Here is a 23811-nt window from a genome sequence, read left to right on the forward strand (position 1 = left end):
GCCTTGTTCAGGAACGTGCAGAATCGGACCTTGCGAGTTAGTAAGAGTCTCCGTTCAGCTCGAATTTATGGTCCGGGAAAGCCTCGAATCGCTCCAGTCCGTCCCAATGGCTGACCACGATGGGAAACTCTCTGGGGTCCAGCAGGCCAATTTCCTCCAGACGATAGGACATCTTGCCGAAGTTGCAGGCGGCACAGGTCACGATTAGGTTATCCAGCTCGTTGGTACCGCCTGCGGAATGGGGCACGACATGATCGTACTGAGCCCATAACGCCTGGAAGCCCGCATGCTGGGAGGCATTGGTCCTGCCCCAGCTGACGGCCTCGGGATACAGCGCGACCGCCTTCTTCCGAATTTCCGCGCGAATCACGGGTAGTCCACAGAAACGGCAATGAAAGCCGTCGCGCGCATGAAGGCTGCGGATCTGGGCGTTGGTGGGCATCCTGGCTTTGACAGGCATCGTGATAGGTAAGGGCGGCAACTTGGTCACCGTCACGTAGGGGCTGGCTCGGCCCCAGATGGACTCCAGCCATTGCCGCGAAAGCTGACAGTCAGCGAGCGTGAACAATCTTGCTGCGTCCATTGCATAGCCCGCGTGGTGTGCGGATACCGCAGCGTCCAGATAACGTGCGACATCGAAGAGCGCGGGAATGGGCGAGCGAAAGCAGCGTTTCATGGTTACTACCTTCGGCCCGCCCGACATCTACTCAAGGTGCCCTTCTGAATGAGCAATGACAAAGTACGAAGTATCACTGGGCCATGATTTCCCGATAACGTCTCGAGTATTCCTCATAAGACAACCCTTGACCTTGAAGAGCCTGGATCCGGGCCTCCTTGGACGAGAGGCTAGGCGCCGATATGGAAGCGGGTGCCTGGTACTTGCGGACGAGCTCGCCGGCACCGCGGGGAAACAACTCGTTTGCAAGCTGGTTGATTTTGTTTTCGGCGTTGATGAACTTGTCCGGTCGACCCGAGCCCCAGCGTGAGTCGTATATAGCCTGGCCAATTTGACGTCCATTCTGAAACACGCGGATATCCGCGAACTTCATGTACAGCGCCAGATCCCAACCCCACGTTCCGGTATAGGTGGTGGAAAGGTCGCACTCGGCGGGGTTCGAACCAGCAGGTAGTGGCCTGACCTTGAATCCTTTCCGTTCCAGGGCATCGACATAGGTCGTATTGAAGCCCGATCTTAGCCCTGCCGCAGGGATGGTACAGATCTCAGAAGAGCTCGCCCCGGACAGCTCGGCCGGAGCCACCTGCTGTTTTATGCTGCAGCCGCTAAGCAAAGCAGCAAAGAGAATGACCGTCCTTTTCACTGAAACCTCCTTGTAAAAAATGGAAGTTTAAGTGCGGCATGACATTGTCTGCCGTAGAAACTGGCAGGACGGGCAAAAGGAGGGGAAGAGTGGTAGCGATTGCCAGAGGTCTCACTACCACTCTCTTGGATCGCTTACGGTACAAGGACCGCAAGTCGTGCTCCGCAAGTGGCCACGTGACGTGCCAGTCTGGAGATTTGGCCCCTACCTGATCAGTCCTGCGCATGCTCCAGCGCATAGGCGCGGCAGTGGGCGAGGTAACCCATTTCGTGGGCGCCTACCAGTTGCACCACGCTGCTCCACAGCCAGGAAGGGGCATCCAGGGTGCGGGTGCGATTGCGCTGCAGGTCGCTCATCCACTCGACGCGGGTGGCCAGGTCCATCTGCCGGGCGTGGGCGCGGCCGACCACGCGGGCCAGGTAGGCGGCGGCGCTCATGGCTTCGCGGGCGCTGAGTTCGTCCAGCTCCAGCTTGAGATCCTGAGGCAGCAATTCGCGGATGAAGAAGGAGTGATCCAGCATGCGCACCGCCAGCATGCGATTGCCCAGGGCCGGGGAAAGCTGGCGGGCGCCTTCCACCACGCGCTTGCCGTTGTCGCGGGGCATGGTGGCATGGGCCACGCGCGGAGCGGCGGCGGCCACCGCCTGCTTGACGTCGATCAGGCAGTAGTCCTGGTCGTCGCCGTCGTCCACGCCCAGCAGCACGGCGTAGCGGCGCAGCCCCAGGGAGCTGCAGCCCTTGACCCAGTAGGCGCTGTCCAGCAGTTCGACGCGGCTGTCGTGGCTGCGGCCCTTGAGCGAGGTCACCAGGGCATGGATCCCGGGCGTCTCGCACAACTCGGCGATGGCCTTGCGCTCGTCCTTGCTCAGCTGCCAGAAGTGCTTGCCCAGCGGCAGCTTGGGGCGGGTGTTTTCCATGCGCTCCCTGGCCAGGTGCTTCCAGGTACGCTGCACCGCGCTGCGCATCCCGGCCTTGACCTGAGCGGGGCGCGGGACCTCGCGTTCGAGGTCGTCTTCGAAGGCCACCTCGTAGCCGCGCATCATCTCTTCGAGCATCCGCGCCGTGGTCACCCCCGGGAGGTCGGAGCCACGCGCCGCCGTGGCCAGCGACAGCGCCAGACGCACCAGGTCATGGGCCGGATTGCCGACCACGGTCTGATCCAGGTCGCGGATGTTGACGTCGGTGGAGCCGTGCAGATCGCCGGTGGGGCCCAGGTTGCCGGCATGGCAGTCGCCACAGATCCATACCGCCGGCCCATTGGGCAGGTTGCGGCCGGGCTGGCTGTGCAGCCACTCGTAGAACTGCACCGTGCTGCCGCGGACGTAGGCGTGGGCGGAGCGAGCCATTTTCAGATTGCGCAGCTGGTTGAGGCGGGGCAGACGATCGACGGGACGCGGGGTTTTCATGCAGGGCGCAGGCCTTGAGGGAGACGCCTTTGTGACCGTTGCGCCTGGCAAATGTTGCAGGGTGTTTCGGTGGGCCTCTCCCGGCCAGACGCCGGGGGAGGCTGCTCAAGGTTCTCGCGCGAACGCCCCGCCTCTGGCGCTAGCAGCGGAACTGCCCGATCTGGCGATTCAGGTCGTTGGCCAGGGCGTCGAGGGACACTGCGGTCTGCACCGTCTCGCCGATGGCTTCGCTGTTCTGCTGGGCCATCTGCGCCAGGCGCTCCACGGTACGGGCCACGTCGTGGCTGGCGGCGGTCTGCTCGCGCAGGGCCAGGGAGATCTGGTTGACCACCCGCACCACCTTGTCCGAGGCGGTGTTGATACTGACCACCGCCTCACCCGCCTGGTTGGCCAGGTCGACCCCACCGTTGACCTGGCGCACGCCCACTTCCATGTCGCTCATGGCGGCCTGGGTCGCCGCCTGGATCTTCTCGATCATGGCGGCGATCTCCTGGGTGGAATTGGTGGTGCGTTGCGCCAGCTGGCGCACCTCGTCGGCCACCACGGCGAAACCGCGTCCCTGTTCGCCGGCCCGCGCCGCCTCGATGGCGGCATTCAACGCCAGCAGGTTGGTCTGGTCGGCGATGCCCTTGATCACGCTGACGATGGAGGAGACCCGCTCGGAATGCTCGCCCAGTTCGCCGATGCGGGCGGCCGAGGACTGCACCGTGCCGGCGATGGATCTCATGCTGTCCACCGAGGCCTGGATGGTCTGGCCACCGTCCTGGGCCAGTCGGCCCGACTGGCTGGAGAGGTCGTGGGCTTCCCCGGCGTTGTCGGAAACGTGGTTGATGCTCACGGTCAGCTCTTCCACGGTAGCCGCCATGCTGGAGGCGGCGCTGGACTGTTCCTGGGCAGCGGCGGACAGCTGCTGGGAATTGGCCGAGATGCTGTGGGAGGCGGCCACCAACTGGTCGGTGCCCTGCTTGATCCCCTGGATCATGCCGCGCAGCTTGTCCTGCATCTGGCCGAAGGCGGTCAGCAGCTGGCCCAGTTCGTCGCGTCCGCCAGTGGGAATCGGCGAATCCAGCTGGCCGGCGGCGATGGTGCGGGCGATGGCGACGGTCTGGTTGAGCCGCCCAACGATGGTACGGGTCAGCGACCAGGCGATGCCCAGCGCCAGCAGGGCGGCGAGGATGCCACCACTGATGAGGATCGCCATGGCCTGCTGCTTGGCGTCGGCCATCGACTGGGTCCGGCCGTCCAGCAAGGCGTTCTCACGGGTCTTGATCTGCGCCAGCAACTCGCGCATGCCATCCATCCTGCCCTTGTCCTGGGCGGTGGCGATGCGGGCGGTCAGGGCATCCAGCGGCTGGGTACCGGCATTGACCTGCCGGCGCAACGCCAGGATCTGCTGGACGGACTCGCTATTCCACTGCTGCTTGGCCTGGCCCAGCTGGGCCAGATCGGCCTGCTGGGCGGGGTTGTCGCGAGTGAGCTGAGTCAGCTCCTGCAACTGCTCGGCGAAGCGCTGCTCACCCCTGTTCAGGGGTTCGAGAAACTCTTCCTTGCCGGTCAGGGCGAAACCGCGCATGCCGGTTTCCATGTTGACCAGCGCCAGCAGGGCCGCGTCCGAATCCTGCAGGACATGGTAGGAATGAATGTTCTGCTGAACCGCCAGATTGACCTGGTTGAAGCCCTGCCGGGCCGCCAGGATCAGCGCCAGGATGATGACCAGAATGGCACCGAAGCCGAGTCTGAGTTTGTTCGCGATGGTCAGCTGTTGCAGCATGGGAAGGCCTCACGCGCCAGGTTGTCGACTCACGCCCAGAGGGCAACGTTTTGGGAGTACAGCGAACGAGCGGAGGGAAACGCGACTGATCCGTGTCTTGCGTGGACGGCAGGGAAGCGTGGCTCCTGGTAGTGCAGGTATCGCGGGTGACTCCGCTCGCGCCGCTCCCTGCGGAGTGGGTGCCAAAAAAGGCTTTGTTTCCAATCAAGAGTGGCAGGCTAGAGCCTCCGAACCTGGTCTTTGAACGGTCGCACCTGAAAAAGTTTTATGTGACGCAATAAACATTTTTGCGCTTCGGTGCAGCCCCTGATGACGGGACGGGCGAAGGGCCGAGACGAACAGCGAGCGGTCAGGGCGCCAGCTGAGCCAGCCGCCGGGCCAGGGCGACGGCTTCCGCCGCGCTGACGACATTGGTGAAGCCCAGCAGCAGGCCCTGGGCACTGGGCGTCTCCAGATACCAGCGAGACAGGGCCTGGACCGCCAGGCCGTCGGCCTGGGCGGCCTCCGCCCAGCGGCGATCGTCGCCCTGGGTCAGGCGTGCCAGCAGGTGCAGGCCGCCGGCCTGCAGGTCGATCCGCATCGCGTCGCCCAGCGCGCTCGTCAGCGCCTCGGCCAGCCACAGGCGGCGCTGTCGGTAGAGGGTGCGCATGCGATTGAGATGGCGGGCGAAATGCCCTTCTTCGAGAAAGCTCGCCACCGTGCCCTGCAGCAGCAGGGGCGCGTGGTTGTGCAAGCGGTCGGCGCTGCGACCGAAGGCGGCGACCTGACCGGGCGGCACCACTAGGTAGGCGAGGCGCAGGCCGGGAAACAGCACCTTGCTGAAGGTACCGGTGTAGAGCACCCGTCCTCCGTCATCCAGACTCTTGAGCGCGGGCAGCGGCTTGCCCTGATAGCGGTATTCGCTGTCGTAGTCGTCCTCGATGATCCAGGCGTTCTGCCGCCCCGCCCAGTCCAGCAGTGCCAGCCGCCGGGGCAGGGCGAGAGACACGCCCAGCGGGCTCTGGTGACTGGGGGTGACCAGGGCGCAACGGGCGGTCGGTGCCCGGGCGAGGCCGGCGGCGACATCCAGTCCCGCTGCGTCCACGGGAACCGGCACCAGTTCCAGGCCGGCGTCCTGCAATGCCCGGCGGGCGATGAAATAGCCGGGCTCCTCGAACCAGCAGGCAGCACCCGGCGCCAGCAGCGTCTGCACGATCAGATCCAGGCAGGCGCGATAGCCCGCGCAGACGAACACCTGCTCCGGACGACAGGCGATCCCGCGGGACAGGCCGAGGTAGGTGGCGAGGGCGGCGCGCAAGCCGGCGTGACCCCGGGCATCGGGATAGACCAGACCCTCCAGTCCCTGGCTGCGCAGTTGCCGCGCGGCCAGGCGCGTCCAGAGCTTGCGCGGGAAGGCGTCCAGCGCCGGCAGACCCAGCTGCAGCGGCAACGGCGCGCCGCCGGCATGGGTTGCCGAGGCCGTCGGTGAGGAGGGTACGGCCGCTGGTGGAGCGGTCGGGCGACTCCACTGCGGCGAGACGATGGTCCCGGCCGGACCGCGCGGCAGTAGAAAGCCTTCGGCGATCAGCTGCTGGTAGGCCATTTCCACCGTGCCCCGGGCCACGTTCAACTCCGCCGCCAGGGCGCGCACCGCCGGGACCCGGTCACCGGGTCGCAGCTGGCCCTCGTCCAGCGCCTGGCGAAAGCGCTGGTAGAGCTGGCGATAGAGCGGCAGGGCAAGGCGGCTGTCGAGGGCGCCGTTCAGGGTCATGGCCTGGTCGTTTGTAGCTTTCTTGGCTCTATAGCCTAGGCCATTGGCGGCCTAGAGTGGCGGCATCTTTCCTGGAGACCCTCACCATGGCCCTGACCTTCCAGCCACTGCTGCCCGATCATCCCCTGTGCCAGGCCAGTCTGCCGCTGATGCAGGTTCTGCGCCCCCATCTCGCCGACGCCGAGCGCTACCAGGCGCAACTTCAGCGCCAGGCGGCTCAGGGTTATCGGCTGCTGGCCGCCCTGGAGGGCGGGGTGGTCGGCCTGGCCGGTTACCGCGAACTGGAAAATCTGCTCTACGGTCGTTTCCTCTATGTGGACGATCTGGTGGTGGCGCCGGCTCGCCAGCGCGATGGCCTGGGGGCCCGCCTGCTGGCAGCGGTCCGTAGCGAGGCCCTGGAGCGCGGCTGCTCCCATCTGATCCTGGATACCGGGCTGCATATGCCCCTGGCCCAGCGTTTCTATTTCCGTCAGGGCCTGCTCGCCCGTGGCCTGCATTTCGCCGAGCGCCTGAGCGGAGAGGTGCCGGCATGAAGACCGTCCTCTACCTCAACGCCAGTCCGCGCCCGGCCGCCTCCCACGGGCATCGGCTGGCCGGCGAACTCCTGGCTGCCCTGCGCCAGGGCTATCCCCGCCTGCAGGTACTGGAGCGGGATCTGGCTACCGCGCCGCTGCCACCGCTGAGCGCCGACTATGCCGGGGCCCTGACCCGGCGGACGCCACCGGAGGCACCGGTATTCGCCCTGTCCGAAACCCTCATCGGCGAGCTGGAGGCCAGTGACCTGCTGCTGATCAATACGCCGTTGCACAACTTCACCCTGCCGGCGGCGCTCAAGCTGTGGCTGGACTTCGTACTGCGCATCGGCCGCACCTTCGAGTCCACCGCCGAGGGCAAGCGCGGCCTGCTGGCCGACCGGCCGGTCTATCTGCTGGTCAGTTCGGGCGGTCATCACCGCGGGCCACGCGCACGGCAGCCGGATTTCCTGACCTCCTACGTGCGCCATGCCCTGGGCACGCTCGGGCTGTTGGACCTGCACTTCAGCTATCTGGAGGGCCTGGTCGGCGACCCGGCTGAGGTGGCCGACACCCTGGCGAGCGCCCGTGAACAACTCTCCCGCGAGGTGCCCTTCCGCCATCTCGCCCACCCTGTGACCACGACCCTGGAGTAAGCCATGAGCCAACTACGACTGCCGTTTTCCACCCTCTCGCCCGCCGCCTATCAGGGGCTGATCGCCACGGGCCAGGCCCTGGCGCAGAGCGCCCTCGGCCTGGAAATGGTGGAGCTGATCTACCTGCGCATCTCCCAGATCAACGGCTGCGCCTTCTGCCTGGGCAAGCACGCCGAGACCCTGCGTGGGCAGGGCGTCAGCCAGGCCAAGCTGGATCGCCTGGCCGGCTGGCGCATCAGCGAGCTGTTCGACGCTCGCGAGCGCGCGGCCCTGGAATGGGCCGAGACCCTGACCGCCGTCGCCGACAAGGGCGCGCCCGATGCCGTCTATGAATCGCTGAGGACGCATTTCAGCGATGCCGAAATCTCCGACCTCACCTTTGTCGTGGCGCTGATGAACGCCTTCAACCGGCTCGCGGTGGGCATGAAGCTCTAGCCGGTGACGCGGCCAAGGGGCGCGGCCGAGGGCGAAAGGATCACCCGAAACCCGGATGAACCGCGCCGAAGTACCCGATGAATGGCAGGTAGGGGTGCCAGGTGAGTTCCACCCGAAGAACGCCAGGCGCTGGCGCGCTCGACCTTCCTGCCAGGCCAGTGTCGGCGGGCTGCCGGTGGCCTGCCGAGCCCCGCCATGGGGAGCGGATTTCACGCCCGCGAAGTCTGTCTTCGCGGCGCCGATTCGCGGTGGCTGCGCTTTTGACAGCTCTAGAATGCTGTGCTTAGGTTCTTTGGGCCATGCCGCCATAGGTCTTCATATGACCAGACTAACGTCGGCGGGGCGCCCTCGCTGTCAGGAGTTTCCTGCAGGGCAAGGTGGCGTAGCAGGTGGAGCCGTGGCTCGCCGGGCCGTTCGAAGGCCAGCCCGAACCCCCTTCACTTCGTTCCGCTCTCGAATCCCTGGTCGAAGGCGGCTCCCATGGAATACCTGCGGCAGATCTTGAATCAGGCACCGGAACTGGCCCTGTTCCTGTCCCTGGCCATCGGTTACTGGGTCGGCAGCATCCAGTTCGGCAAATTCCAGCTGGGTGGGGTCGCCGGCTCGCTGCTGGTGGCGGTGGTCATCAGCCAGATCGGCATCAGCATCGACAACGGCATCAAGTCGGTGCTCTTCGCGCTGTTCATCTACGCCGTAGGCTTCGAGAGCGGACCGCAGTTCTTTCGCTCCCTGGGTCGGCAATCGTTGCGCGAGATCGTCCTGGCCGCGGTGATGGCGCTCAGCGGCCTGCTGACCGTCATCGCCTGCGCCCGGCTGTTCGGCCTCGATAAGGGCATCGCCGCGGGGATCGCCGCGGGCTCCATGACTCAGTCCGCCATCATCGGCACCGCCAGCGCCGCCATCGCCAAGCTCGACTTGCCGCTGGAGCAGATCCAGGCACTGCAGGGCAACGTCGCCGTGGGCTATGCGGTGACCTACATCTTCGGCTCCTTTGGCGCCATCATCCTCTGCGTCAATGTGCTGCCCTGGTTCATGCGGCGCAGCATCCGCGACGATGCGACCCAGGCCGAGGCCGAGTTGCTGGCCGGGGCCAAGGTCTATGGTCCGGGGGAATTGCCCGCCATCCCGCCGCTGGTGGGACGGCTCTATCGCATCGACCAGGCGGCCGGCCAGACCGTGGCACAGCTGGAGGTCAGCGACCAGGGCGATCCCCAGGCGGCCCTCACCATCGAGCGCATCAAGCGCGGCGGCGCCCTGGTCGGGGTGACCCCGACGACGGTGCTGGAAGCCGGCGACGTGGTGCTGGTGGTGGGGCGGCGCGCCGGGGTGGTGGCCATCGCCGGGCGCCTGGGCGCCGAGTTGCAGTCCTCGCCCGACATGGACGTGGTGGTGGTGCAGCGCGACGTCAGCCTCGACAACCCGGCCTTCGTCGGTCGCCGCGTGGCCGAGATCCGCCAGGCCGCCAGCCAGGCCCTGCGCCACGGCGTCTACGTGGTTGGCGTGAAACGCGCCGGGCGGCCCCTGGCGCTGGAGCCCGATACCGTCATCGAGGCAGGTGACCTGGTCACCCTCTATGGCACCCCGGACGACATCCAGAGAGTCGCCCAGCAGGTCGGCTCCATCATCGTCCCCAGCGACAAGACCGACTTCGTCTTCCATGGCTTCGGTCTGGCCGTCGGGCTGCTCATCGGCCTGGTCGTGATCCGGCTGGGCGCCATCCCCCTGACCCTGGGCAGCGGCGGCGGGGCGCTGATCGCCGGCCTGGTCTTTGGCTGGTATCGCAGTCGCCACCTGACCCGCGGCAACCTGCCGTTGCCGGCCTCGACCCTGTTGCGCGACCTTGGCCTGGCCGGCTTCGTGGCGGTGGTGGGGCTGCAGTCCGGGCGCCAGGCGGTGGAGACCATCGCCACCCAGGGCCTCTCCATCTTCCTCATCGGGGTGGTGGTCTGCGTGGTGCCCATCGTCATCACCATCCTGGTCGGTCGCTATGTGCTGCGCTACCGCAACCTGGCGCTGTTCGCCGGGGCCGTCGCCGGTGCGCGCAGCGCCAACCCCGCCTTCGGCGAGGTGCTGGACAAGGCCGGCAACTCGATCCCCACGGTGCCCTTCGCGGTCACCTACGCCCTGGCCAACGTGTTTCTCACCCTGCTCGGGCCACTGGTCGTGGCCTTCGCCTAACCGAAGGAAACAAGTCATGAGCGAAGTTCAAGACGATTACGCCCAGTACGCCAAACTGAGTCCGTTCGAACTCAAGGACGAACTGATCAAGCTCGCCTCGGGCAGCGAGAACTGCCTGATGCTCAACGCCGGTCGCGGCAATCCCAACTTCCTGGCGACCCTGCCGCGGCGGGCCTTCTTCCGCCTCGGCCTGTTCGCCACCAGTGAGGCGGAACTGTCCTATTCCTACATGCCCCACGGGGTCGGCGGCCTGCCGCAGATCGATGGCATCGAGGCGCGCTTCGAGCGCTATACCGCCGAACACCGCGACCAGCCCGGCGTGCTGTTCCTGGCCAAGAGCCTGAGCTATGTGCGCGACCAGCTGGGCCTGTCGGCCTCGGCCTTTCTCCACGAGATGGTGGAGGGCATCCTCGGTGCCAACTACCCGGTGCCGCCGCGCATGCTCAAGATCTCCGAGCAGGTGGTCAGCCACTACATCGTCAAGGAGATGATCGGCGGCTACGTGCCCGCCGGCTCGGTCGACCTCTTCGCCGTGGAGGGCGGCACGGCCGCCATGACCTACATCTTCCATTCGCTGCAGCAGAACGGCCTGGTCAAGCGGGGCGACAAGGTAGCCATCGGCATGCCGGCCTTCACCCCCTACATCGAGATCCCGGAGCTGGAAGAATTCGGGCTGGAGCAGGTGCACATCCACGCCGATCCCCAGGCGAACTGGCAGTATCCGGACAGCGAACTCGATAAGCTGCGCGATCCGACGATCAAGATCTTCTTCTGCATCAACCCCAGCAATCCGGCCTCGGTGAAGATGGACGACCGCAGCCTGGCCACCGTCGCCCGCCTCGTCGCCGAGGCGCGTCCGGACCTCTTCATCCTCACCGACGATGTCTACGGCACCTTCGCCGACGACTTCCGTTCGCTGTTCGCCACCTGCCCGCGCAACACCCTGCTGGTGTATTCCTTCTCCAAGTACTTCGGTGCCACCGGCTGGCGTCTGGGGGTGATAGGCGCGCACAAGGACAGCATCTTCGACCAGGCCCTGGCCGAACTGCCCGAGGCGACCAAGGCCGCCCTGGACCGCCGCTACGGCAGCCTGCTGCCGGACGTGCGCGGCCTCAAATTCCTCGATCGGCTCGTCGCCGACAGCCGCACCGTGGCGCTCAACCACACGGCCGGGCTCTCCACGCCGCAGCAGGTGCAGATGGTGCTGTTCGCGCTGTTCGCCCTGATGGACGAAAGCGACGGCTACAAGACCGAGCTGAAAAAGCTGGTGCGGCGCCGTGAAGCCGCTCTCTATCGCGAACTGGGCGTCGCCCCGGAGAACGATCCCAACGCCGTCGACTATTACACCCTGCTGGATCTGGAAGACCTGGCGCGCAAGCTCCATGGCGACGCCTTCGCCACCTGGGTGAAGGCCAAATTCAGCAGTGGCGACCTGCTGTTCCGCATCGCCAGGGAGACCGGCATCGTGCTCCTCCCCGGCAAGGGCTTCGGCACCCAGCAACCGGCTGCCCGGGTGTCCCTCGCCAACCTCAACGAATACGAGTACGCCAACATCGGCCGCTCGTTGCGGGCCATGGCGGAGCAGTATTTCGCCGAATTCGAGGGGGAGGAGGGAGGCGCCCAGCCGAAGCCCTGAGTGGACTCGTGCCTGATCACCCGCGGGGCCAGGCGCGGGCTATACTGAGCCTCCCGACACGACCCCTCAGGACGCAGCATGGCCACCGATACCTCGAAGCTGGATCGAATCCTCGCCGAGACCCAGCGCGAGCGCGAACGCGGTTACCGCGACAAGGCGCTGAAGATGTATCCCCACGTCTGCGGTCGCTGTGCCCGCGAATTCTCCGGCAAGCGCCTGAGCGAGCTGACCGTGCACCACCGTGACCACAACCACGACAACAATCCCCAGGACGGCTCCAACTGGGAGTTGCTGTGCCTGTACTGCCACGACAACGAGCACAGCCGCTACACCGATCAGCAGTATTTCAGCGACAGCTCCCTGAGCTCGCCCAAGGTGGCCCAGGCCACCCACAATCCCTTCGCCGGACTGGCCGGGCTGCTGAAAAAGGACTGAGGCCAGCGCGAACCTGCGCACCCCGATGGGTTAAGCCGACCTTAAGGCTCGCTATCTACCTTTTCAGGCCTGATGCCGAGAAGGGAGCGAGCAGGGATGAGACGTTCGACGCGTGCGCCACGGCTGTCCAGGGTCGTCCTGGCGCTGCTGGCCGCGAGCTGGCTGACGGAGGCTGCGGCCGACATGACCGTCATCCGCGGGGAGGGCGGTGCGGCCACTGCCGACACCGCCTCGGTGTACTTCAACAGCGGCATCAGCGATCGAGCGGTCAGCTCCCTGCTGGCCGCCCTGAGCGACATCGCTTTCAAATACCCCGCCGTCAAGAACGTCAATCTCTATCTCAACAGCCATGGTGGCAACATGGAGGCGGGCTATGTGGCCTACGAATTCATCCGGCACTATCCGCTGCATCTAAACACCATCAATGCCGCCGCGACGGACTCTTCCGCCACGCTGATCTACTGCGCGACCGAGGATCGCTATGCCGCGCCGTTGTCCACCTTTCTCCTGCATCCGGCCGCGACGTCCATCGCCGTCAACGGCTACATGAAGCCCGACCAGGCCAGGCAGGCCTTCGAGGATGCGGAACGGGCGAACCTCAAGTTCAGTGAGATCTACAAGGGCTGCCTCAAGCTGGCGCCGGAGGAGCTCACCACCCTGCTGTCCTCCGAGAGCAATAGACGGCGCCTGGGCTACGATGCCGCCAAGGACATCGGCCTGATCAACCGAACCCCTGAGCAGTTGCCACGCGGCCTGGACCGGGCTACCTACTTCGTCACCGACGGCGGGGGGCACTGACCGCAGCGCTGCCGACGCAGGCCTGTTCAGTGAGCGGGCACCGTCCCGTCGCGGGTCTGCAACGCCTCTTCGAGAAAGTCGATGAAGGCGCGCACCTTGCCGGTCAGCGCCGAACGTTCGGCGATATCAGGTGGCGATGCCTGCGGCGTTCGTCTGCGTGCTGCTGGCCGCCGGTTACCCGCGTTCGTGCCGGGCCAGCCAGGCCAGGACCGCGAGCCAGCAGACGCCCGTGGCGTAGTTGAGGCGCTGGTAGAGTCCGAAGCCCTGGCCGTCGGTGACCGCTCCCGCCATCAGGGCCGCGGTGATTAGCGCCAGCGCGGTACAGAGGATCGAGAAGCAGGCAAAGCCCGGCGAGGCCAGCAGGCGCCTGCCAAGCCAGCCCCAGAGTGCGCTGGCCAGGGTTAGCGACAGGAACATCACCAGGCCCGCCAGGTTGTGCAGCGTTTGCGAGCGCGAGGGCTGCACTGGGGCGCAGCCCTGATCGCAGGGAAAGACGCCGGTGGCGAAGCTCGCCAGACCATGCAGCAGGATCAGGACCGCACTCAGGCGGGCCAGGCGCGAACCGCGAAAGCGCCGGGCCAGGCCCAGGGCCACCAGCACGAAGAGCACGCCGAGCGGCAGGTTGTTGATCCAGGCGGAAAAGCCCTGGGTGGGCGCATCGATGGCGCCCAACCGACTCAGGGCGTGGTCGACATGGCTATAGCCGGGATAGGCCAGGGCGGTCAGTCCTACACCGATCGTCAACCAGACAGGAATCACCAGGCCCATGCCCAGCAGAACCCGGTCGACCCTGTTCAAGGTGGACGTCCTCGTCATCATGGCTCGCGCTTCCTTGGTCTTCAGGTCCGCTCATGCTAGGAGGCGCTGGCCGGCGAGCGTTACGGATTTTTTTGCAAGGCAGCTTGCCCAGGCGTCATCCTGTGCCGCCCCGCCGCCAAGGATGACCGCCGATGACTAGACGCCTGCCCAGCACCACGGCGCTGGTGGCCCTGGAAGCGGCTGCCCGCCATCTCAGCTTCGCCAGGGCCGCGCAGGAACTGGCGCTGAGTGAGGGCGCCATCAGCCGGCAGATCGCCAAGCTGGAGGCTGCGGTGGGTGTCCGGCTGTTCAATCGGATCGGCAATCGCGTCGAGCTCTCCGCCGCCGGTGCCGGCTATGCTGCGCAGATGCGCACGGCGCTCGCCGACATCGAGCGCCATACCCAGCAACTGATCGCCCAGGCCCGCGGCGCCACGACGCTGGAGATCGGCGTCATCCCGACCCTGGCCGGTCGCTGGCTGATCCCCCTCCTGGCGCGTTTCCACGAGCGCCATCCGGAGATCCAGGTCAACCTGCGCGAGCGGACGCAGCCCTTCGCCCTGGAGGACAGCGGCCTGCATGCCGCGATCAACTACGAGCATCCGGCCTGGCAGAGCCTGAGGGTGCAACGGCTGTTCGAGGCGCAACTGGTCGCGGTCTGTCATCCGCAGCTGGCCGAGCAGCCGCCAGCCAGTCTGCCGTTGTTGCACAAGCGGGAGAGTCCGCACAGCTGGCGTCGTTATGCCGCGCTCACCGGACTGCCCTTGGGTGCCCAGGCGACCGGCCCTACCTATGATCGCTATTCGCTGCTGATCGAGGCCGCCAAGGCCGGTTTCGGCATGGCTCTGGTGCCCCAGCGCTACATCGAGGAAGACCTGGCCACCGGCCGCCTCCAGGCGCCCTGGCCGGCCATGCCGGAATTGCGCGAGCGCTATGTGCTGGTGACCCGTCCCGCGGAGGCCGTCGATCCGACGCTGGCGCTTTTCGAGCGGTGGTTGCTGGAAGAGGCCAGCCTGGAGTAGGGGAGTCGCTACCCGAGGGTGGATAAGGCTGCGCCGTTTTCCACCCTGCGCTGGGGTATAGCGGGTACGCCCCCTCTCCCTGGGGGCGCGGTAAGGGATCTGCAGGCTGGTTTGCAGCGAAGCCGCTATCGCAGCGGGCTCTTTCGCGTGGAAAAGGCTGCGCCGTTTTCCACCCTACGCGGGCCACACCGGGTGCGCCTCCTCTCCCTGGGGGAGAGGGTCGGGGTGAGGGAAGCCCCGGCGCCAGACCTACACCTTGAAGCGCGCCGTCATCTCCTGCAGGCGCACGCCGATGCGGGCCAGCTCCATGCTCGAGGAAGCCGTCTCCTCGCTGGCGGCCGCGGTCTGGTCGGAGATGTCGCGGACGTTGGTGACATTGCGGCTGATCTCCTCGCCGGCCGAACTCTGCTGCTCGGCGGCGCAGGCGATCTGTTCGTTCATCGATTCGATGTCCTTGACCGACTGGGTGATGCGCTTGAGCATCTCGCCCGCCTCGCGCGACAGGCCGACGCTGCTGTCGGTCAGCTGCACGTTGTGGTCGAGCACCGTCGCCATGCGATCGGTGCTCTGGTGCAGCCCGGTGATGAGCTGGGCGATCTCGTCGGTCGAGGAGCGGGTGCGCTGGGCCAGGCCGCGGACCTCGTCCGCGACCACGGCAAAGCCGCGGCCCGCCTCGCCGGCGCGGGCGGCTTCGATGGCGGCATTGAGCGCCAGCAGGTTGGTCTGTTCGGAGACGGCCTTGATCACGTCGAGCACGCCGCCGATGCTGTCGGCATGGCCGCGCAGGGTGGCCATGGCGGCCTTGGTCGATTCCATTTCCCGGGCCAGCACCTCGATCTGGTCGACCGCCTTGCTCACCGACTGCTCCCCTTGCTGGGCCTGCCGACTCGCTTCCAGTGCGGACTTGGCAGCATTCCCGGCGTTGCGCGCCACCTCGTGGGTGGTGGCGGTCATTTCCTGCATGGCGGTGGCGATCTGGTCGGTCTCGACCTTTTGCGATTGCACGCCAGCACTGGTCTGCTCGGTGACCGCCGACAGCTGCTCGGCGGCACTGGCCACCTGAACCACCCCGTCGCGCACCTCGCCGATCAGGCGCCGCAGGTTGCCGGTCATGCCTTGCATGCTGGTCTGCAGGGCGCCGAGTTCATCCTTGCGCGTGACCTGCTGCTGATGGGTGAAGTCACCGTTGGCAACCTGCTTGGCCAGGGTCACGGTGTCCTGCAAGGGCTTGACGATGGAGCGGGTGATCAGCCAGGCACAGGTCAGGCACAGGGCGATGGCGACGGCCAGCCAGATCAACAGCAGCTGACGGGCACCGGCCACGTCGGCCGCGCGGAATTCCTGCTGGATGGCGGTGAGCTTGTCGGCGATGCCGAGCAGGGTGGTGATGGTGGTGGTGATACCGCCCTGCGCCTGATCCACCTGCGCCTGCGCGGCCACCAGCTGGTCGAGACGCTGCCCGTAGGCGGTGATTTCACCGACCAGCTTTTGCACGGTCTCGGTCGGCAACGCCGTGGTGCCGAGCGCCTTGGCCTGGGTGAGGGTGGCATTGACGGAGGTGCGTGCCGTCTGCTCAGTGTCCTTCCCGGGTAAGCTGGCGTAGCCGCGGAAATCGACCCTCATCCGCTGTACACCGATGAACAGCGCCGCCAGCTGCTGGCGATCGGCCTGGCGGCCGGTCTCGCCATTCGCCTCTTCGGCCAGTGCCAGCAGCTGGGCATTGGCCGCCTCTGCCGCATTGCTGGCGATCTTGCGGATGGATTCCCGCTCGCGGGTGGCGGTGATCGTCTGGTTGTAGAAGTCGCGATAGCGTTTGAGCGCGGCCCCGGCCTCGTCGAGCAGGGCCTTGTTCGCCGGGGAGTTGAAGTGCGGGACGATGGCCTGCAACTGGCCTTCTGTCTTGTCCAGGGCGGCGAGCCACTTGGCCGCCTGGGCGTCATCGGCCTTGGTGAAATACACCAGTCGCTCGATGCGCATGTCGCGGGCCAGGGTGCTGTAGCCGGCGATATCGTTCATGCGCTCGCTGCGATCGCGCAGGGTATCGGTGGCCGACCAGCCGGTGTAGGCCACCAGCAGGATCATGCCGATGAGCAGGGCGAAGCCAAGGCCCAGCTTGGCCCTGACGCTTATATTGCTTAGTGGATTCCAGCCAACTTGCTGCATGTGGACTACCTGGATAGCGGAGCGTTGGATGATGCGGGCCTGGGGGCCTCACGCCTCGTGCTTCGCGGTTACGGCGGCCTCTGTCGATTCGTCAGCCAGCCGGCAGGACCGGACGGCGCGAAGGGGGCGCTTGGCAGCTTGTGCGGGTAACCACGGATTGACCCCAAGGACTCTTTGCGGGTACCGAGCCATCTGCCGTCGGGTCCCGATCCGCGACCTCGGCGAGGGCAGGGCGCTCGTCAGGACGGCTCAAGGACGGCGAGAACTCATCCACCGCGGTGCTTAAGGGTTGCTTAATAGAACGCGAATCGCCGCGATATTCGAGTCCGGACGATAGGCTGTGTGATTACCCGGATAGCCGGCAGGGTCTTGTGTGGTCCCACATCGTATCTGTTTGTTTTTTCAGGCTTTTCCTGCCTATTAGTTTGACGATATGGCGCCAGCTTGGATGGCGGAGAGGACTGGCTGGCTGCTTCGGGCGCCATGAAAAACGCCCCGACCTGGAGGCCGGGGCGTCGTAGGGATCGCCGGGGCTAAGCGATCAGACCGCCGCGCTGCGCTCCTTGATGTCCTGGTGCAGGATGCGGTCGTTCTCGGAGTAGTCCACCGGGCAGTCGATGACGTGGACGCCGGGGGTGTCTAGGCAGTGCTGCACCAGCGGCGCGAAGGCCGCCGCGCTTTCCACGCGATGGCCGTGGGCGCCGTAGCTTTCGGCGTAGCGGACGAAGTCCGGGTTGCCGTAGTCCAGGCCGAAGTCCTCGAAGCCCATCTGCGCCTGCTTCCAGCGGATCATGCCGTAGCCGTCGTCGCGCAGGATGATGACCACCAGGTTCATCTTCAGACGCACCGCGGTTTCCAGCTCCTGGCTGTTCATCATGAAGCCGCCGTCACCGCACACCGCCACGATGGGGGTGTTGGGGTGCACCAGGCGCGCGGCCATGGCCGACGGCAGACCGGCGCCCATGGTGGCCAGGGCGTTGTCCAGCAGCACCGTGTTGGGCATGTAGGCCTTGTAGTTGCGGGCGAACCAGATCTTGTAGATGCCGTTGTCCAGGGCGACGATGCCGTCGGACGGCAGCACGTGGCGCAGATCGGCCACCAGGCGCTGGGGATAGACCGGGAAGCGGTCGTCGGTGGCGCCTTCGGCGACATGGGCCTCGTTGGCTTCGCGGATGGTCAGGAGGCGGTCGAAGTCCCAGGTGGGCTGGACCTCGATGCGCTCCTTGATCTCCCAGATGGCGTTGGCGATGTCGCCGACCACCTCGACCTGCGGGAAGTACACCGGATCGACTTCGGCGGAGCGGAAGTTGATGTGGATGACCTCGGTGCCGCCACGGGTCATGAAGAACGGCGGCTTCTCGATCACGTCGTGGCCGATGTTGACGATGAGGTCGGCGGACTCCAGGGCACGGTGCACGAAGTCACCGGCGGAGAGGGCGGCGTTGCCCAGGAAGCGCGGATGGCGCTCGTCGACCACGCCCTTGCCGAGCTGGGTGGTGACGAAGGGGATGCCGGTCTTCTCGATCAGCTGACGCAGTACCCGCGCGGTCATCTTGCGGTTGGTGCCGGCGCCCAGCACCAGCACCGGGCTGCGGGCGTTTTCCAGCTTGGAGACGGCGGCGGCGATGGCCTTGGCTTCGGCGACCGGACGACGGCTCAGGCTCGGCGGGACCGGCAGGCTCTCGGTGTGCTCGTCGGCGATGTCTTCCGGCAATTCCAGGTGCACGGAGCCGGGCTTTTCTTCCTCGGCGAGGCGGAAGGCCTCGCGGATGCGCGACGGGATGTTGTCGGCGGAGGCGAACTGATGGGTGTACTTGGTGAGCGGCGCCATCATGCGGCACACGTCGAGAATCTGGAAACGCCCCTGCTTGGATTTCTTGATCGGCTTCTGGCCGGTCAGCATCAGCATCGGCATGCCGCCCAGGTAGGCGTAGGCGCCGGCGGTGACCAGGTTGGTGGCACCTGGACCGAGGGTGGAAAGGCAGACACCGGTCTTGCCGGTGAAGCGGCCGTAGGTGGCGGCCATGAAGCCGGCGGACTGCTCGTGGCGAGTCAGGATCAGCTTGATCTGCGAGGAGCGACGCAGGGATTCCAGCAGGTCCAGGTTCTCTTCGCCGGGAATGCCGAAGATGTATTCCACACCCTCGTTCTCCAAGCAGCGAACGACCAGATCGGAGGCCTTCATCATGAGTGTTGTATTCCTTGTAGGGTGGATGGCGAGCGCCTGAGGCGCCTCCTCTATGAGGCGCGGCGATCACTGTACTCAGGAACGGCGAAACATTTCAAAACAAGGAACCACCCAGTTTTACTTCTGTGACGAATGGCCGCAGCGGAAACGATTCAGGCGATGCAGCGCTGTAGCGACGCCCGGGCGCGGCGCAGTTGCAGACCGGCGAACAGCAGGCCCAGCGCGGCGATCACCAGGGCCGGTTGCAGGTCGCCGGCGAAATGGCTGCTCGCCGCGCCGAGCAGCGGACCGAGCAACTGGCCGCTGGCGAAGCTGGCGGTGAGCACCCCGGCGTTGCGTTGCGGCGTGGCCGGTGCCAGCTCGCGACCGTATTGCATCACCAACTGCATGCAGGCGAGGAAGGGACCGCCGCAGAGCAGCACGCCGAGGAACAGCGCCAGGCTGCCCGGCAGGAGGCAGAGCAGTACGCCCGCGGCCTGTAGCCAAAGGGTCGCGATCAGCCAGCGCCGGGTGTCGGTGCCCGGGCGTCTCAGGCTGACCAGCACCACGCCCAGGGCTGCGGCCAGGCCGTAGCCGGGCCAGAAGAGGTCGGCCTGCCACTGGCCATGGAAGCGGCTGGCGGCCATCTGCGAAAGAAAGGTCGCCGGCAGGATGTAGCCGACGCCCACCAGGCCATAGGCCAGGATCAGGCGGTTGAAGGCCGGGGAACGCTTGGCCGGCGCTGCGGCGGTGGGTAGCAGGGTGGCCGGACCGCGCCGTGGCAGCAGGGGCAGCAGCGCCAGGGTCGCCACGCTGGCGAGCAGGCCGTAGCTCAGCCACAGCTGATTGGAGCCACCGCCCAGGCGATTGCTGACGAGGGCCATCAACCCGCTGATGAGGATGCCCACCCCGGGACCGGTAAAGACCAGGGCGCCCAGGCGCGGCCGGCCGGCTTCGGCGGCCAGGGGCTGGCTGAGACCGGTCACCATCACCAGCACCCAGGCGCTGGCCAGGCCGGTGCCGAAGCGCAGCAGCGCCTGGGCGGCCAGGCCATCGGCCAGCAGCGACGCCAGGGTCAGGCCGGCGCAGAGCCAGAGGCCGCCGACCAGCCGCGCATGGGTCCGGCGGGCGAAGAGCGCATCCAGGGCGCCCAGCAGATAGCCCAGGTAGTTGGCCGCGGCCAGCAGGCTGGCGCCGGTGAGGTCGATCTGGCCTTCGGCGATCAGGTGCGGCAGGGCGGGGGTGAGGGCGAAGCGGCCGATGCCCATGGCGGTGGCCAGGGCGAGCAGGCAGGCCAGCAGGCGGGTGGTGGCGGTCATCGCAGGACTCCAGTAGCGAGCGGATGGGTACAGCCTAGGCCTTGAAGTTAATCAATAAAAACGAATAATAGAGAAATAGATGTTCAGCTAAAGAGAAAGGTGGTGATCCATGGAATTCGCAGAGCTACGCATTTTCCAGGCGGTGGCCGAGGAAGGTTCCCTGGTGAAGGCCGCCGAGCGGCTCAACCGGGTGCCATCCAATCTCTCCACGCGCCTGCGCCAGCTGGAAGACAAACTGGGGGTAGAGCTGTTCCTGCGCGAACGCCAGCGGCTGCACCTGACCGCCGCCGGCCATCGGCTGCTGGACTACGCCCATCGCCTGTTCGCCCTGGCCGACGAGGCGCGCAGCGCGGTGCAGGGCGGCGAGCCGGCCGGTACCTTCGTGCTGGGCTCCATGTTCAGCACCGCGGCCATCCACCTGCCGGGGCTGCTGGCGCGCTATCACCAGCGCTATCCCAAGGTGAATCTGCAGGTGCACAGCGGCCCCAGTGGCGAACTGGTCGAGGGCCTGCTGGCCGGTCGCCTGGACGCCGCCCTGGTGGACGGCCCGGCGCCCGACGCGGCGCTGGAAGGCCAGCCCTGGTTCGAGGAGCGCCTGGTGCTGATCACCGGACTGGAACTCGGTCCGGTGCGTTCGCCCGCCGACGTGGCGGGGCGCCCGGTGTTCGGTTTTCGCGCCGGCTGCTCCTATCGTCGCTACCTGGACACCTGGTACGCCGCCGCCGGGGTGCCCAGCGGACCGGTGATGGAGATCGAGTCCTACCACAGCATGCTGGCCTGCGTGATCACCGGCGGAGTGGCGCTGATGCCGGAATCCATGCTCGACAGCCTGCCCGGTCGCGAGCGGGTGCAGCGTCACGAAATCCAGGCACGCTTCGCCCGGGCCACCACCTGGCTGATGTGGCGCAAGGGCCGCGAGGGGGCCAATCTGCGCAGTTGGCTGGAGTTGCGCGAGAGCCTGCAGACCGACCGCGAAGCTGTTGCTTTGGTGTGATGATTACCCGATCCTAGGCGGCGGTTTCCTACCGTCTACCGAGGACGATCATGATAAGAATAGCCATCGTCGGTTTGGGCAAGATCGCCCGTGACCAGCACCTGCCGGCGCTCGCCGCCAATCCCGACTACGAGCTGGTCGCCGTGGCCAGCCGCAATGCCCAGCTCGACGGCGTCGCCCACTATCCCAGCCTGAGCGCGCTGCTCGAAGACGGTCCGGCGATCGACGCCGTGTCGCTTTGCGCGCCCGCGGCGGTGCGCTACGAACAGGCCCGCGAGGCCCTGGCGGCGGGCAAGCACGTGATGCTGGAGAAACCGCCGGGGGCGACCCTGAGCGAGGTGGACGCCCTGGCGCGCCAGGCCGAGGCGGCCCGCCTTTCGCTGTTCGCCACCTGGCACTCCCGCCATGCCCAGGGCGTGCAGCCGGCGCGCGAGTGGCTGGAAGGCAAGCGCATCCAGGCGGTGCGGATCGAGTGGAAGGAAGACGTGCGCGTCTGGCATCCGGGTCAGGCCTGGATCTGGGAACCGGGCGGCATGGGCGTCTTCGATCCGGGCATCAATGCCCTGTCCATTGTCACCGCCATCCTGCCGCGGCCGTTCTTTCTCAAGGAGGCGACGCTGCAGGTGCCCGGCAACTGCCAGACCCCGGTGGCGGCGCAGCTGGCCTTCGTCGACAGCGCCGGGGTGCCCATCGCCGCCGACTTCGACTTCCTGCAGACCGGGCCCCAGACCTGGGACATCCACGTCGACACCGATGCGGGTCGCCTGACCCTGAGCAAGGGCGGCAGCGAGCTGTACCTGGACGGCCAACTGAGCCACCAGGGCCCGGACCAGGAATACGCCGGTCTCTATGCGCGCTTCGCCGAGCTGGTGGCGCAGAACCGCTCCGACGTGGACGTGGCGCCGCTACGGCATGTGGCCGACGCCTTCCTCTATGGCCGACGCGAGACGGTGGCGGAGTTTCACGAGTAGGGCCTCCCTCACCCCAGCCCTCTCCCGGAGGGAGAGGGGGCGCCACCTCGGGCTCGTGTAGGTTGGGTTGAGCGCAGCGAAGCCCAACAAGGGTGGCTTGGCTTGTTGGGTTTCGATGATGGAGCTGTCTCAACCCAATCTACGGCTCGGTGGCTTCCCTCACCCCAGCCCTCTCCCAAAGGGAGAGGGGGCGCCACCTCGGGCTCGTGTAGGTTGGGTTGAGCGTAGCGAAGCTCAACAAGGGTGGCTTGGCTTGTTGGCTTCCCTCACCCCAACCCTCTTCACAAGGGAAAGACGCGCTCAGCCCCGGCGTAGGGTGGAAAACGGCGTAGCCTTTTCCACGCGGGCTGGCTCGATGCTCAACGCCGCTCCAGCAACACCCCACTCTCCATGTGGTGCGTCCAGGGAAACTGGTCGAACAGGGCGCAGCGGGTGATGCGGTGGGTGTCCTGCAGCTGGGCGATGTTCTCGGCCAGGGTCTCCGGGTTGCAGGAGATGTAGAGGATGCGCTCGAAGCGGCGGGTCAGTTCGCAGGTGTCCGGATCCATGCCGGCGCGCGGCGGATCGACGAACACGGTGCCGAAGTCGTAGCTCTTGAGATCCACGCCGGCCAGGCGCCGGAAGGGACGGACCTCGTTGAGCGCCTGAGTCAGTTCCTCGGCGGAGAGGCGCACCAGGCTGACGTTGTCCACGCCATTGCTGGCCAGGTTGTGCAGGGCGGCGTTGACCGAGGTCTTGCTCACCTCGGTGGCCAGTACCTTGCGGACCCGGCTGGCCAGCGGCAGGGTGAAGTTGCCGTTGCCGCAATAGAGCTCCAGCAGATCGTCCTCGCGCTCGCCCAGGGCGGTATGGGCCCAGGTCAGCATCTTCTGGTTGACGGTGCCATTGGGCTGGGTGAAGCCGCCCTCGGGTTGCAGATAGCTATAGGTCTTCCCGGCCACCTCCAGTTCTTCGAGCACATGGTCACGCCCGATCACCAGGCGCTGACCGCGGGAGCGACCGATCAGACTGACACCGAGGTCGGCGGCCAGGCGCTCGGCGGCGGCCTGCCAGGCGGCGTCCAGCGGGCGGTGGTAGGCCAGGGTGATCAGCGCATCGCCGCTCAGGGTGGTGAGGAATTCCACCTGGAACAGCTTGAACGACAGCGCCACGTCCGCCTGCCAGCCGGCCTTGAGCCGGGGCATCAGGTCGTTGATGCGCTGGCTGGCGATGGGGAAGTCCTCGATGAGGATCGGCGTGTGCTTGTCGCCCGGGGCGAACATCGCGTAGTGGCGCTCTTCGTTCTCCCGCCACAGGCGGAATTCGGCGCGCAGCCGGTAGTGCTGCAGCGGCGAGGCGAAGACCTCCGGCTCGGGCGCCTGGAAGGGCGCCAGCAGGTCGCGCAGGCGACCGGCCTTGGCATCGAGTTGGGTCTGGTAGTCGGCGGGGGCGAAGGAAGGCTGGGACATGGTAGATCCGGAGAGACGATAAGGCGGGGAAAC

At 66.5% G+C, this 23811-nt stretch carries 20 protein-coding genes and 1 pseudogene; 10 read left to right on the forward strand and 11 right to left on the reverse strand.

Translation table 11 applies throughout. The features are described from left to right. Positions 1 to 37: 37 nt before the first annotated feature. From PSEK12I1_RS0119280 to PSEK12I1_RS0119300, 6 genes and pseudogenes are all read right to left on the reverse strand, one after another. The gene (locus PSEK12I1_RS0119280; RefSeq protein ID WP_231500971.1) at positions 38 to 676 is read right to left on the reverse strand and encodes an HNH endonuclease; all 639 of its coding nucleotides are present in this window, start codon (positions 674 to 676) and stop codon (positions 38 to 40) included. A 73-nt stretch (positions 677 to 749) separates the two neighbouring features. Next, positions 750 to 1319 (reverse strand): Sbal_3080 family lipoprotein, encoded by a 570-nt coding sequence (locus PSEK12I1_RS0119285; protein WP_007159355.1) that lies wholly within the window; start codon positions 1317 to 1319, stop codon positions 750 to 752. Positions 1320 to 1531: 212 nt separating this feature from the next. Beyond that, positions 1532 to 2725 (reverse strand): DUF2252 domain-containing protein, encoded by a 1194-nt coding sequence (locus PSEK12I1_RS0119290; RefSeq protein WP_027602615.1) that lies wholly within the window; start codon positions 2723 to 2725, stop codon positions 1532 to 1534. A 139-nt stretch (positions 2726 to 2864) separates the two neighbouring features. Continuing rightward, on the reverse strand, positions 2865 to 3728 hold the full coding sequence (locus PSEK12I1_RS25415) for a methyl-accepting chemotaxis protein (protein WP_371099747.1): 864 nt from the start codon (positions 3726 to 3728) through the stop codon (positions 2865 to 2867). Beyond that, positions 3723 to 4496: pseudogene (locus PSEK12I1_RS25420) on the reverse strand (CHASE3 domain-containing protein); the annotation flags it as partial. The pseudogene PSEK12I1_RS25420 and the gene PSEK12I1_RS25415, both read right to left, overlap by 6 nt. Before the next feature lie 349 nt (positions 4497 to 4845). Continuing rightward, the gene (locus PSEK12I1_RS0119300; RefSeq protein ID WP_027602617.1) at positions 4846 to 6246 is read right to left on the reverse strand and encodes a PLP-dependent aminotransferase family protein; all 1401 of its coding nucleotides are present in this window, start codon (positions 6244 to 6246) and stop codon (positions 4846 to 4848) included. An 86-nt stretch (positions 6247 to 6332) separates the two neighbouring features. Here PSEK12I1_RS0119300 and PSEK12I1_RS0119305 point away from each other — a divergent pair, with 86 nt between their 5' ends. The 7 genes from PSEK12I1_RS0119305 (at position 6333) to PSEK12I1_RS24170 (ending at position 12896) form a co-directional block, all read left to right on the forward strand. Then, positions 6333 to 6779 carry a GNAT family N-acetyltransferase gene (locus PSEK12I1_RS0119305; protein ID WP_027602618.1) on the forward strand — a complete coding sequence of 149 codons (447 nt, stop codon included), beginning with the start codon at positions 6333 to 6335 and terminating at the stop codon, positions 6777 to 6779. After that, positions 6776 to 7414: an FMN-dependent NADH-azoreductase gene (locus PSEK12I1_RS0119310; RefSeq protein WP_027602619.1), complete on the forward strand. Its 639-nt coding sequence runs from the start codon at positions 6776 to 6778 to the stop codon at positions 7412 to 7414. Before PSEK12I1_RS0119305 ends, PSEK12I1_RS0119310 begins: the two co-directional genes overlap by 4 nt. Positions 7415 to 7417: 3 nt before the next feature. Then, positions 7418 to 7849, forward strand: coding sequence for a carboxymuconolactone decarboxylase family protein (locus PSEK12I1_RS0119315; RefSeq protein ID WP_027602620.1), 432 nt, complete (start codon positions 7418 to 7420; stop codon positions 7847 to 7849). A 480-nt stretch (positions 7850 to 8329) separates the two neighbouring features. Next, positions 8330 to 10027: an aspartate-alanine antiporter gene (aspT, locus tag PSEK12I1_RS0119320; protein WP_027602621.1), complete on the forward strand. Its 1698-nt coding sequence runs from the start codon at positions 8330 to 8332 to the stop codon at positions 10025 to 10027. Positions 10028 to 10043: 16 nt separating this feature from the next. Continuing rightward, the gene (locus tag PSEK12I1_RS0119325) at positions 10044 to 11663 is read left to right on the forward strand and encodes a bifunctional aspartate transaminase/aspartate 4-decarboxylase (RefSeq protein WP_027602622.1); all 1620 of its coding nucleotides are present in this window, start codon (positions 10044 to 10046) and stop codon (positions 11661 to 11663) included. Between the two features lie 78 nt (positions 11664 to 11741). After that, positions 11742 to 12098, forward strand: coding sequence for a YajD family HNH nuclease (locus PSEK12I1_RS0119330; RefSeq protein WP_007159345.1), 357 nt, complete (start codon positions 11742 to 11744; stop codon positions 12096 to 12098). 96 nt (positions 12099 to 12194) lie between these two features. Then, complete coding sequence (locus PSEK12I1_RS24170) at positions 12195 to 12896, forward strand: ATP-dependent Clp protease proteolytic subunit (protein ID WP_051399075.1); 702 nt, start codon at positions 12195 to 12197, stop codon at positions 12894 to 12896. Positions 12897 to 13070: 174 nt separating this feature from the next. Here PSEK12I1_RS24170 and PSEK12I1_RS0119340 read toward each other — a convergent pair whose 3' ends face one another. Continuing rightward, a complete protein-coding gene (locus tag PSEK12I1_RS0119340; protein WP_037007252.1) occupies positions 13071 to 13712 on the reverse strand; it encodes a DUF998 domain-containing protein in 642 nt (213 codons plus the stop codon). A 134-nt stretch (positions 13713 to 13846) separates the two neighbouring features. On the opposite strand from PSEK12I1_RS0119340, the gene PSEK12I1_RS0119345 reads away from it, so the two are divergent. Beyond that, complete coding sequence (locus tag PSEK12I1_RS0119345) at positions 13847 to 14716, forward strand: LysR substrate-binding domain-containing protein (RefSeq protein ID WP_027602624.1); 870 nt, start codon at positions 13847 to 13849, stop codon at positions 14714 to 14716. Between the two features lie 249 nt (positions 14717 to 14965). Here PSEK12I1_RS0119345 and PSEK12I1_RS0119350 read toward each other — a convergent pair whose 3' ends face one another. From PSEK12I1_RS0119350 to PSEK12I1_RS0119360, 3 genes are all read right to left on the reverse strand, one after another. After that, entirely contained in the window at positions 14966 to 16879 is a 1914-nt protein-coding gene (locus tag PSEK12I1_RS0119350; RefSeq protein WP_027602625.1) for a methyl-accepting chemotaxis protein, read from the reverse strand. Between the two features lie 541 nt (positions 16880 to 17420). Next, positions 17421 to 19067 (reverse strand): acetolactate synthase large subunit, encoded by a 1647-nt coding sequence (locus PSEK12I1_RS0119355; protein WP_027597019.1) that lies wholly within the window; start codon positions 19065 to 19067, stop codon positions 17421 to 17423. A gap of 152 nt (positions 19068 to 19219) precedes the next feature. Beyond that, entirely contained in the window at positions 19220 to 20365 is a 1146-nt protein-coding gene (locus PSEK12I1_RS0119360; protein WP_027602626.1) for a YbfB/YjiJ family MFS transporter, read from the reverse strand. Between the two features lie 109 nt (positions 20366 to 20474). Between PSEK12I1_RS0119360 and PSEK12I1_RS0119365 the strand changes: the two genes are divergently transcribed. Together PSEK12I1_RS0119365 and PSEK12I1_RS0119370 are read left to right on the forward strand one after the other, a co-directional pair. Continuing rightward, the gene (locus PSEK12I1_RS0119365; RefSeq protein ID WP_027602627.1) at positions 20475 to 21359 is read left to right on the forward strand and encodes a LysR family transcriptional regulator; all 885 of its coding nucleotides are present in this window, start codon (positions 20475 to 20477) and stop codon (positions 21357 to 21359) included. Positions 21360 to 21409: 50 nt separating this feature from the next. Next, entirely contained in the window at positions 21410 to 22330 is a 921-nt protein-coding gene (locus tag PSEK12I1_RS0119370) for a Gfo/Idh/MocA family protein (protein ID WP_027602628.1), read from the forward strand. 359 nt (positions 22331 to 22689) lie between these two features. Here the strand turns inward: PSEK12I1_RS0119370 and trmA are convergent, their stop codons facing one another. Continuing rightward, positions 22690 to 23778 (reverse strand): tRNA (uridine(54)-C5)-methyltransferase TrmA, encoded by a 1089-nt coding sequence (trmA, locus tag PSEK12I1_RS0119375; protein ID WP_027602629.1) that lies wholly within the window; start codon positions 23776 to 23778, stop codon positions 22690 to 22692. Positions 23779 to 23811 lie beyond the last annotated feature (33 nt).

It is taken from the genome of Pseudomonas sp. MOIL14HWK12:I1, assembly GCF_000510705.1.
Classification (GTDB): domain Bacteria; phylum Pseudomonadota; class Gammaproteobacteria; order Pseudomonadales; family Pseudomonadaceae; genus Chryseomonas; species Chryseomonas oryzihabitans.

Excerpts from the sequence above, each read along its gene's own strand:
- PSEK12I1_RS0119300 (WP_027602617.1), bottom strand. The coding sequence starts at position 6,246 with ATGACCCTGAACGGCGCCCTCGACAGCCGCCTTGCCCTGCCGCTCTAT.
- PSEK12I1_RS0119290 (WP_027602615.1), bottom strand. The coding sequence starts at position 2,725 with ATGAAAACCCCGCGTCCCGTCGATCGTCTGCCCCGCCTCAACCAGCTG.
- PSEK12I1_RS0119305 (WP_027602618.1), top strand. The coding sequence starts at position 6,333 with ATGGCCCTGACCTTCCAGCCACTGCTGCCCGATCATCCCCTGTGCCAG.
- PSEK12I1_RS24170 (WP_051399075.1), top strand. The coding sequence starts at position 12,195 with ATGAGACGTTCGACGCGTGCGCCACGGCTGTCCAGGGTCGTCCTGGCG.
- PSEK12I1_RS0119340 (WP_037007252.1), bottom strand. The coding sequence starts at position 13,712 with ATGACGAGGACGTCCACCTTGAACAGGGTCGACCGGGTTCTGCTGGGC.
- trmA (WP_027602629.1), bottom strand. The coding sequence starts at position 23,778 with ATGTCCCAGCCTTCCTTCGCCCCCGCCGACTACCAGACCCAACTCGAT.
- PSEK12I1_RS0119355 (WP_027597019.1), bottom strand. The coding sequence starts at position 19,067 with ATGATGAAGGCCTCCGATCTGGTCGTTCGCTGCTTGGAGAACGAGGGT.
- PSEK12I1_RS0119325 (WP_027602622.1), top strand. The coding sequence starts at position 10,044 with ATGAGCGAAGTTCAAGACGATTACGCCCAGTACGCCAAACTGAGTCCG.
- PSEK12I1_RS0119350 (WP_027602625.1), bottom strand. The coding sequence starts at position 16,879 with ATGCAGCAAGTTGGCTGGAATCCACTAAGCAATATAAGCGTCAGGGCC.
- PSEK12I1_RS0119280 (WP_231500971.1), bottom strand. The coding sequence starts at position 676 with ATGAAACGCTGCTTTCGCTCGCCCATTCCCGCGCTCTTCGATGTCGCA.
- PSEK12I1_RS0119370 (WP_027602628.1), top strand. The coding sequence starts at position 21,410 with ATGATAAGAATAGCCATCGTCGGTTTGGGCAAGATCGCCCGTGACCAG.
- aspT (WP_027602621.1), top strand. The coding sequence starts at position 8,330 with ATGGAATACCTGCGGCAGATCTTGAATCAGGCACCGGAACTGGCCCTG.
- PSEK12I1_RS0119330 (WP_007159345.1), top strand. The coding sequence starts at position 11,742 with ATGGCCACCGATACCTCGAAGCTGGATCGAATCCTCGCCGAGACCCAG.
- PSEK12I1_RS0119315 (WP_027602620.1), top strand. The coding sequence starts at position 7,418 with ATGAGCCAACTACGACTGCCGTTTTCCACCCTCTCGCCCGCCGCCTAT.
- PSEK12I1_RS0119360 (WP_027602626.1), bottom strand. The coding sequence starts at position 20,365 with ATGACCGCCACCACCCGCCTGCTGGCCTGCCTGCTCGCCCTGGCCACC.
- PSEK12I1_RS25415 (WP_371099747.1), bottom strand. The coding sequence starts at position 3,728 with ATGCAGGACAAGCTGCGCGGCATGATCCAGGGGATCAAGCAGGGCACC.
- PSEK12I1_RS0119310 (WP_027602619.1), top strand. The coding sequence starts at position 6,776 with ATGAAGACCGTCCTCTACCTCAACGCCAGTCCGCGCCCGGCCGCCTCC.
- PSEK12I1_RS0119345 (WP_027602624.1), top strand. The coding sequence starts at position 13,847 with ATGACTAGACGCCTGCCCAGCACCACGGCGCTGGTGGCCCTGGAAGCG.
- PSEK12I1_RS0119365 (WP_027602627.1), top strand. The coding sequence starts at position 20,475 with ATGGAATTCGCAGAGCTACGCATTTTCCAGGCGGTGGCCGAGGAAGGT.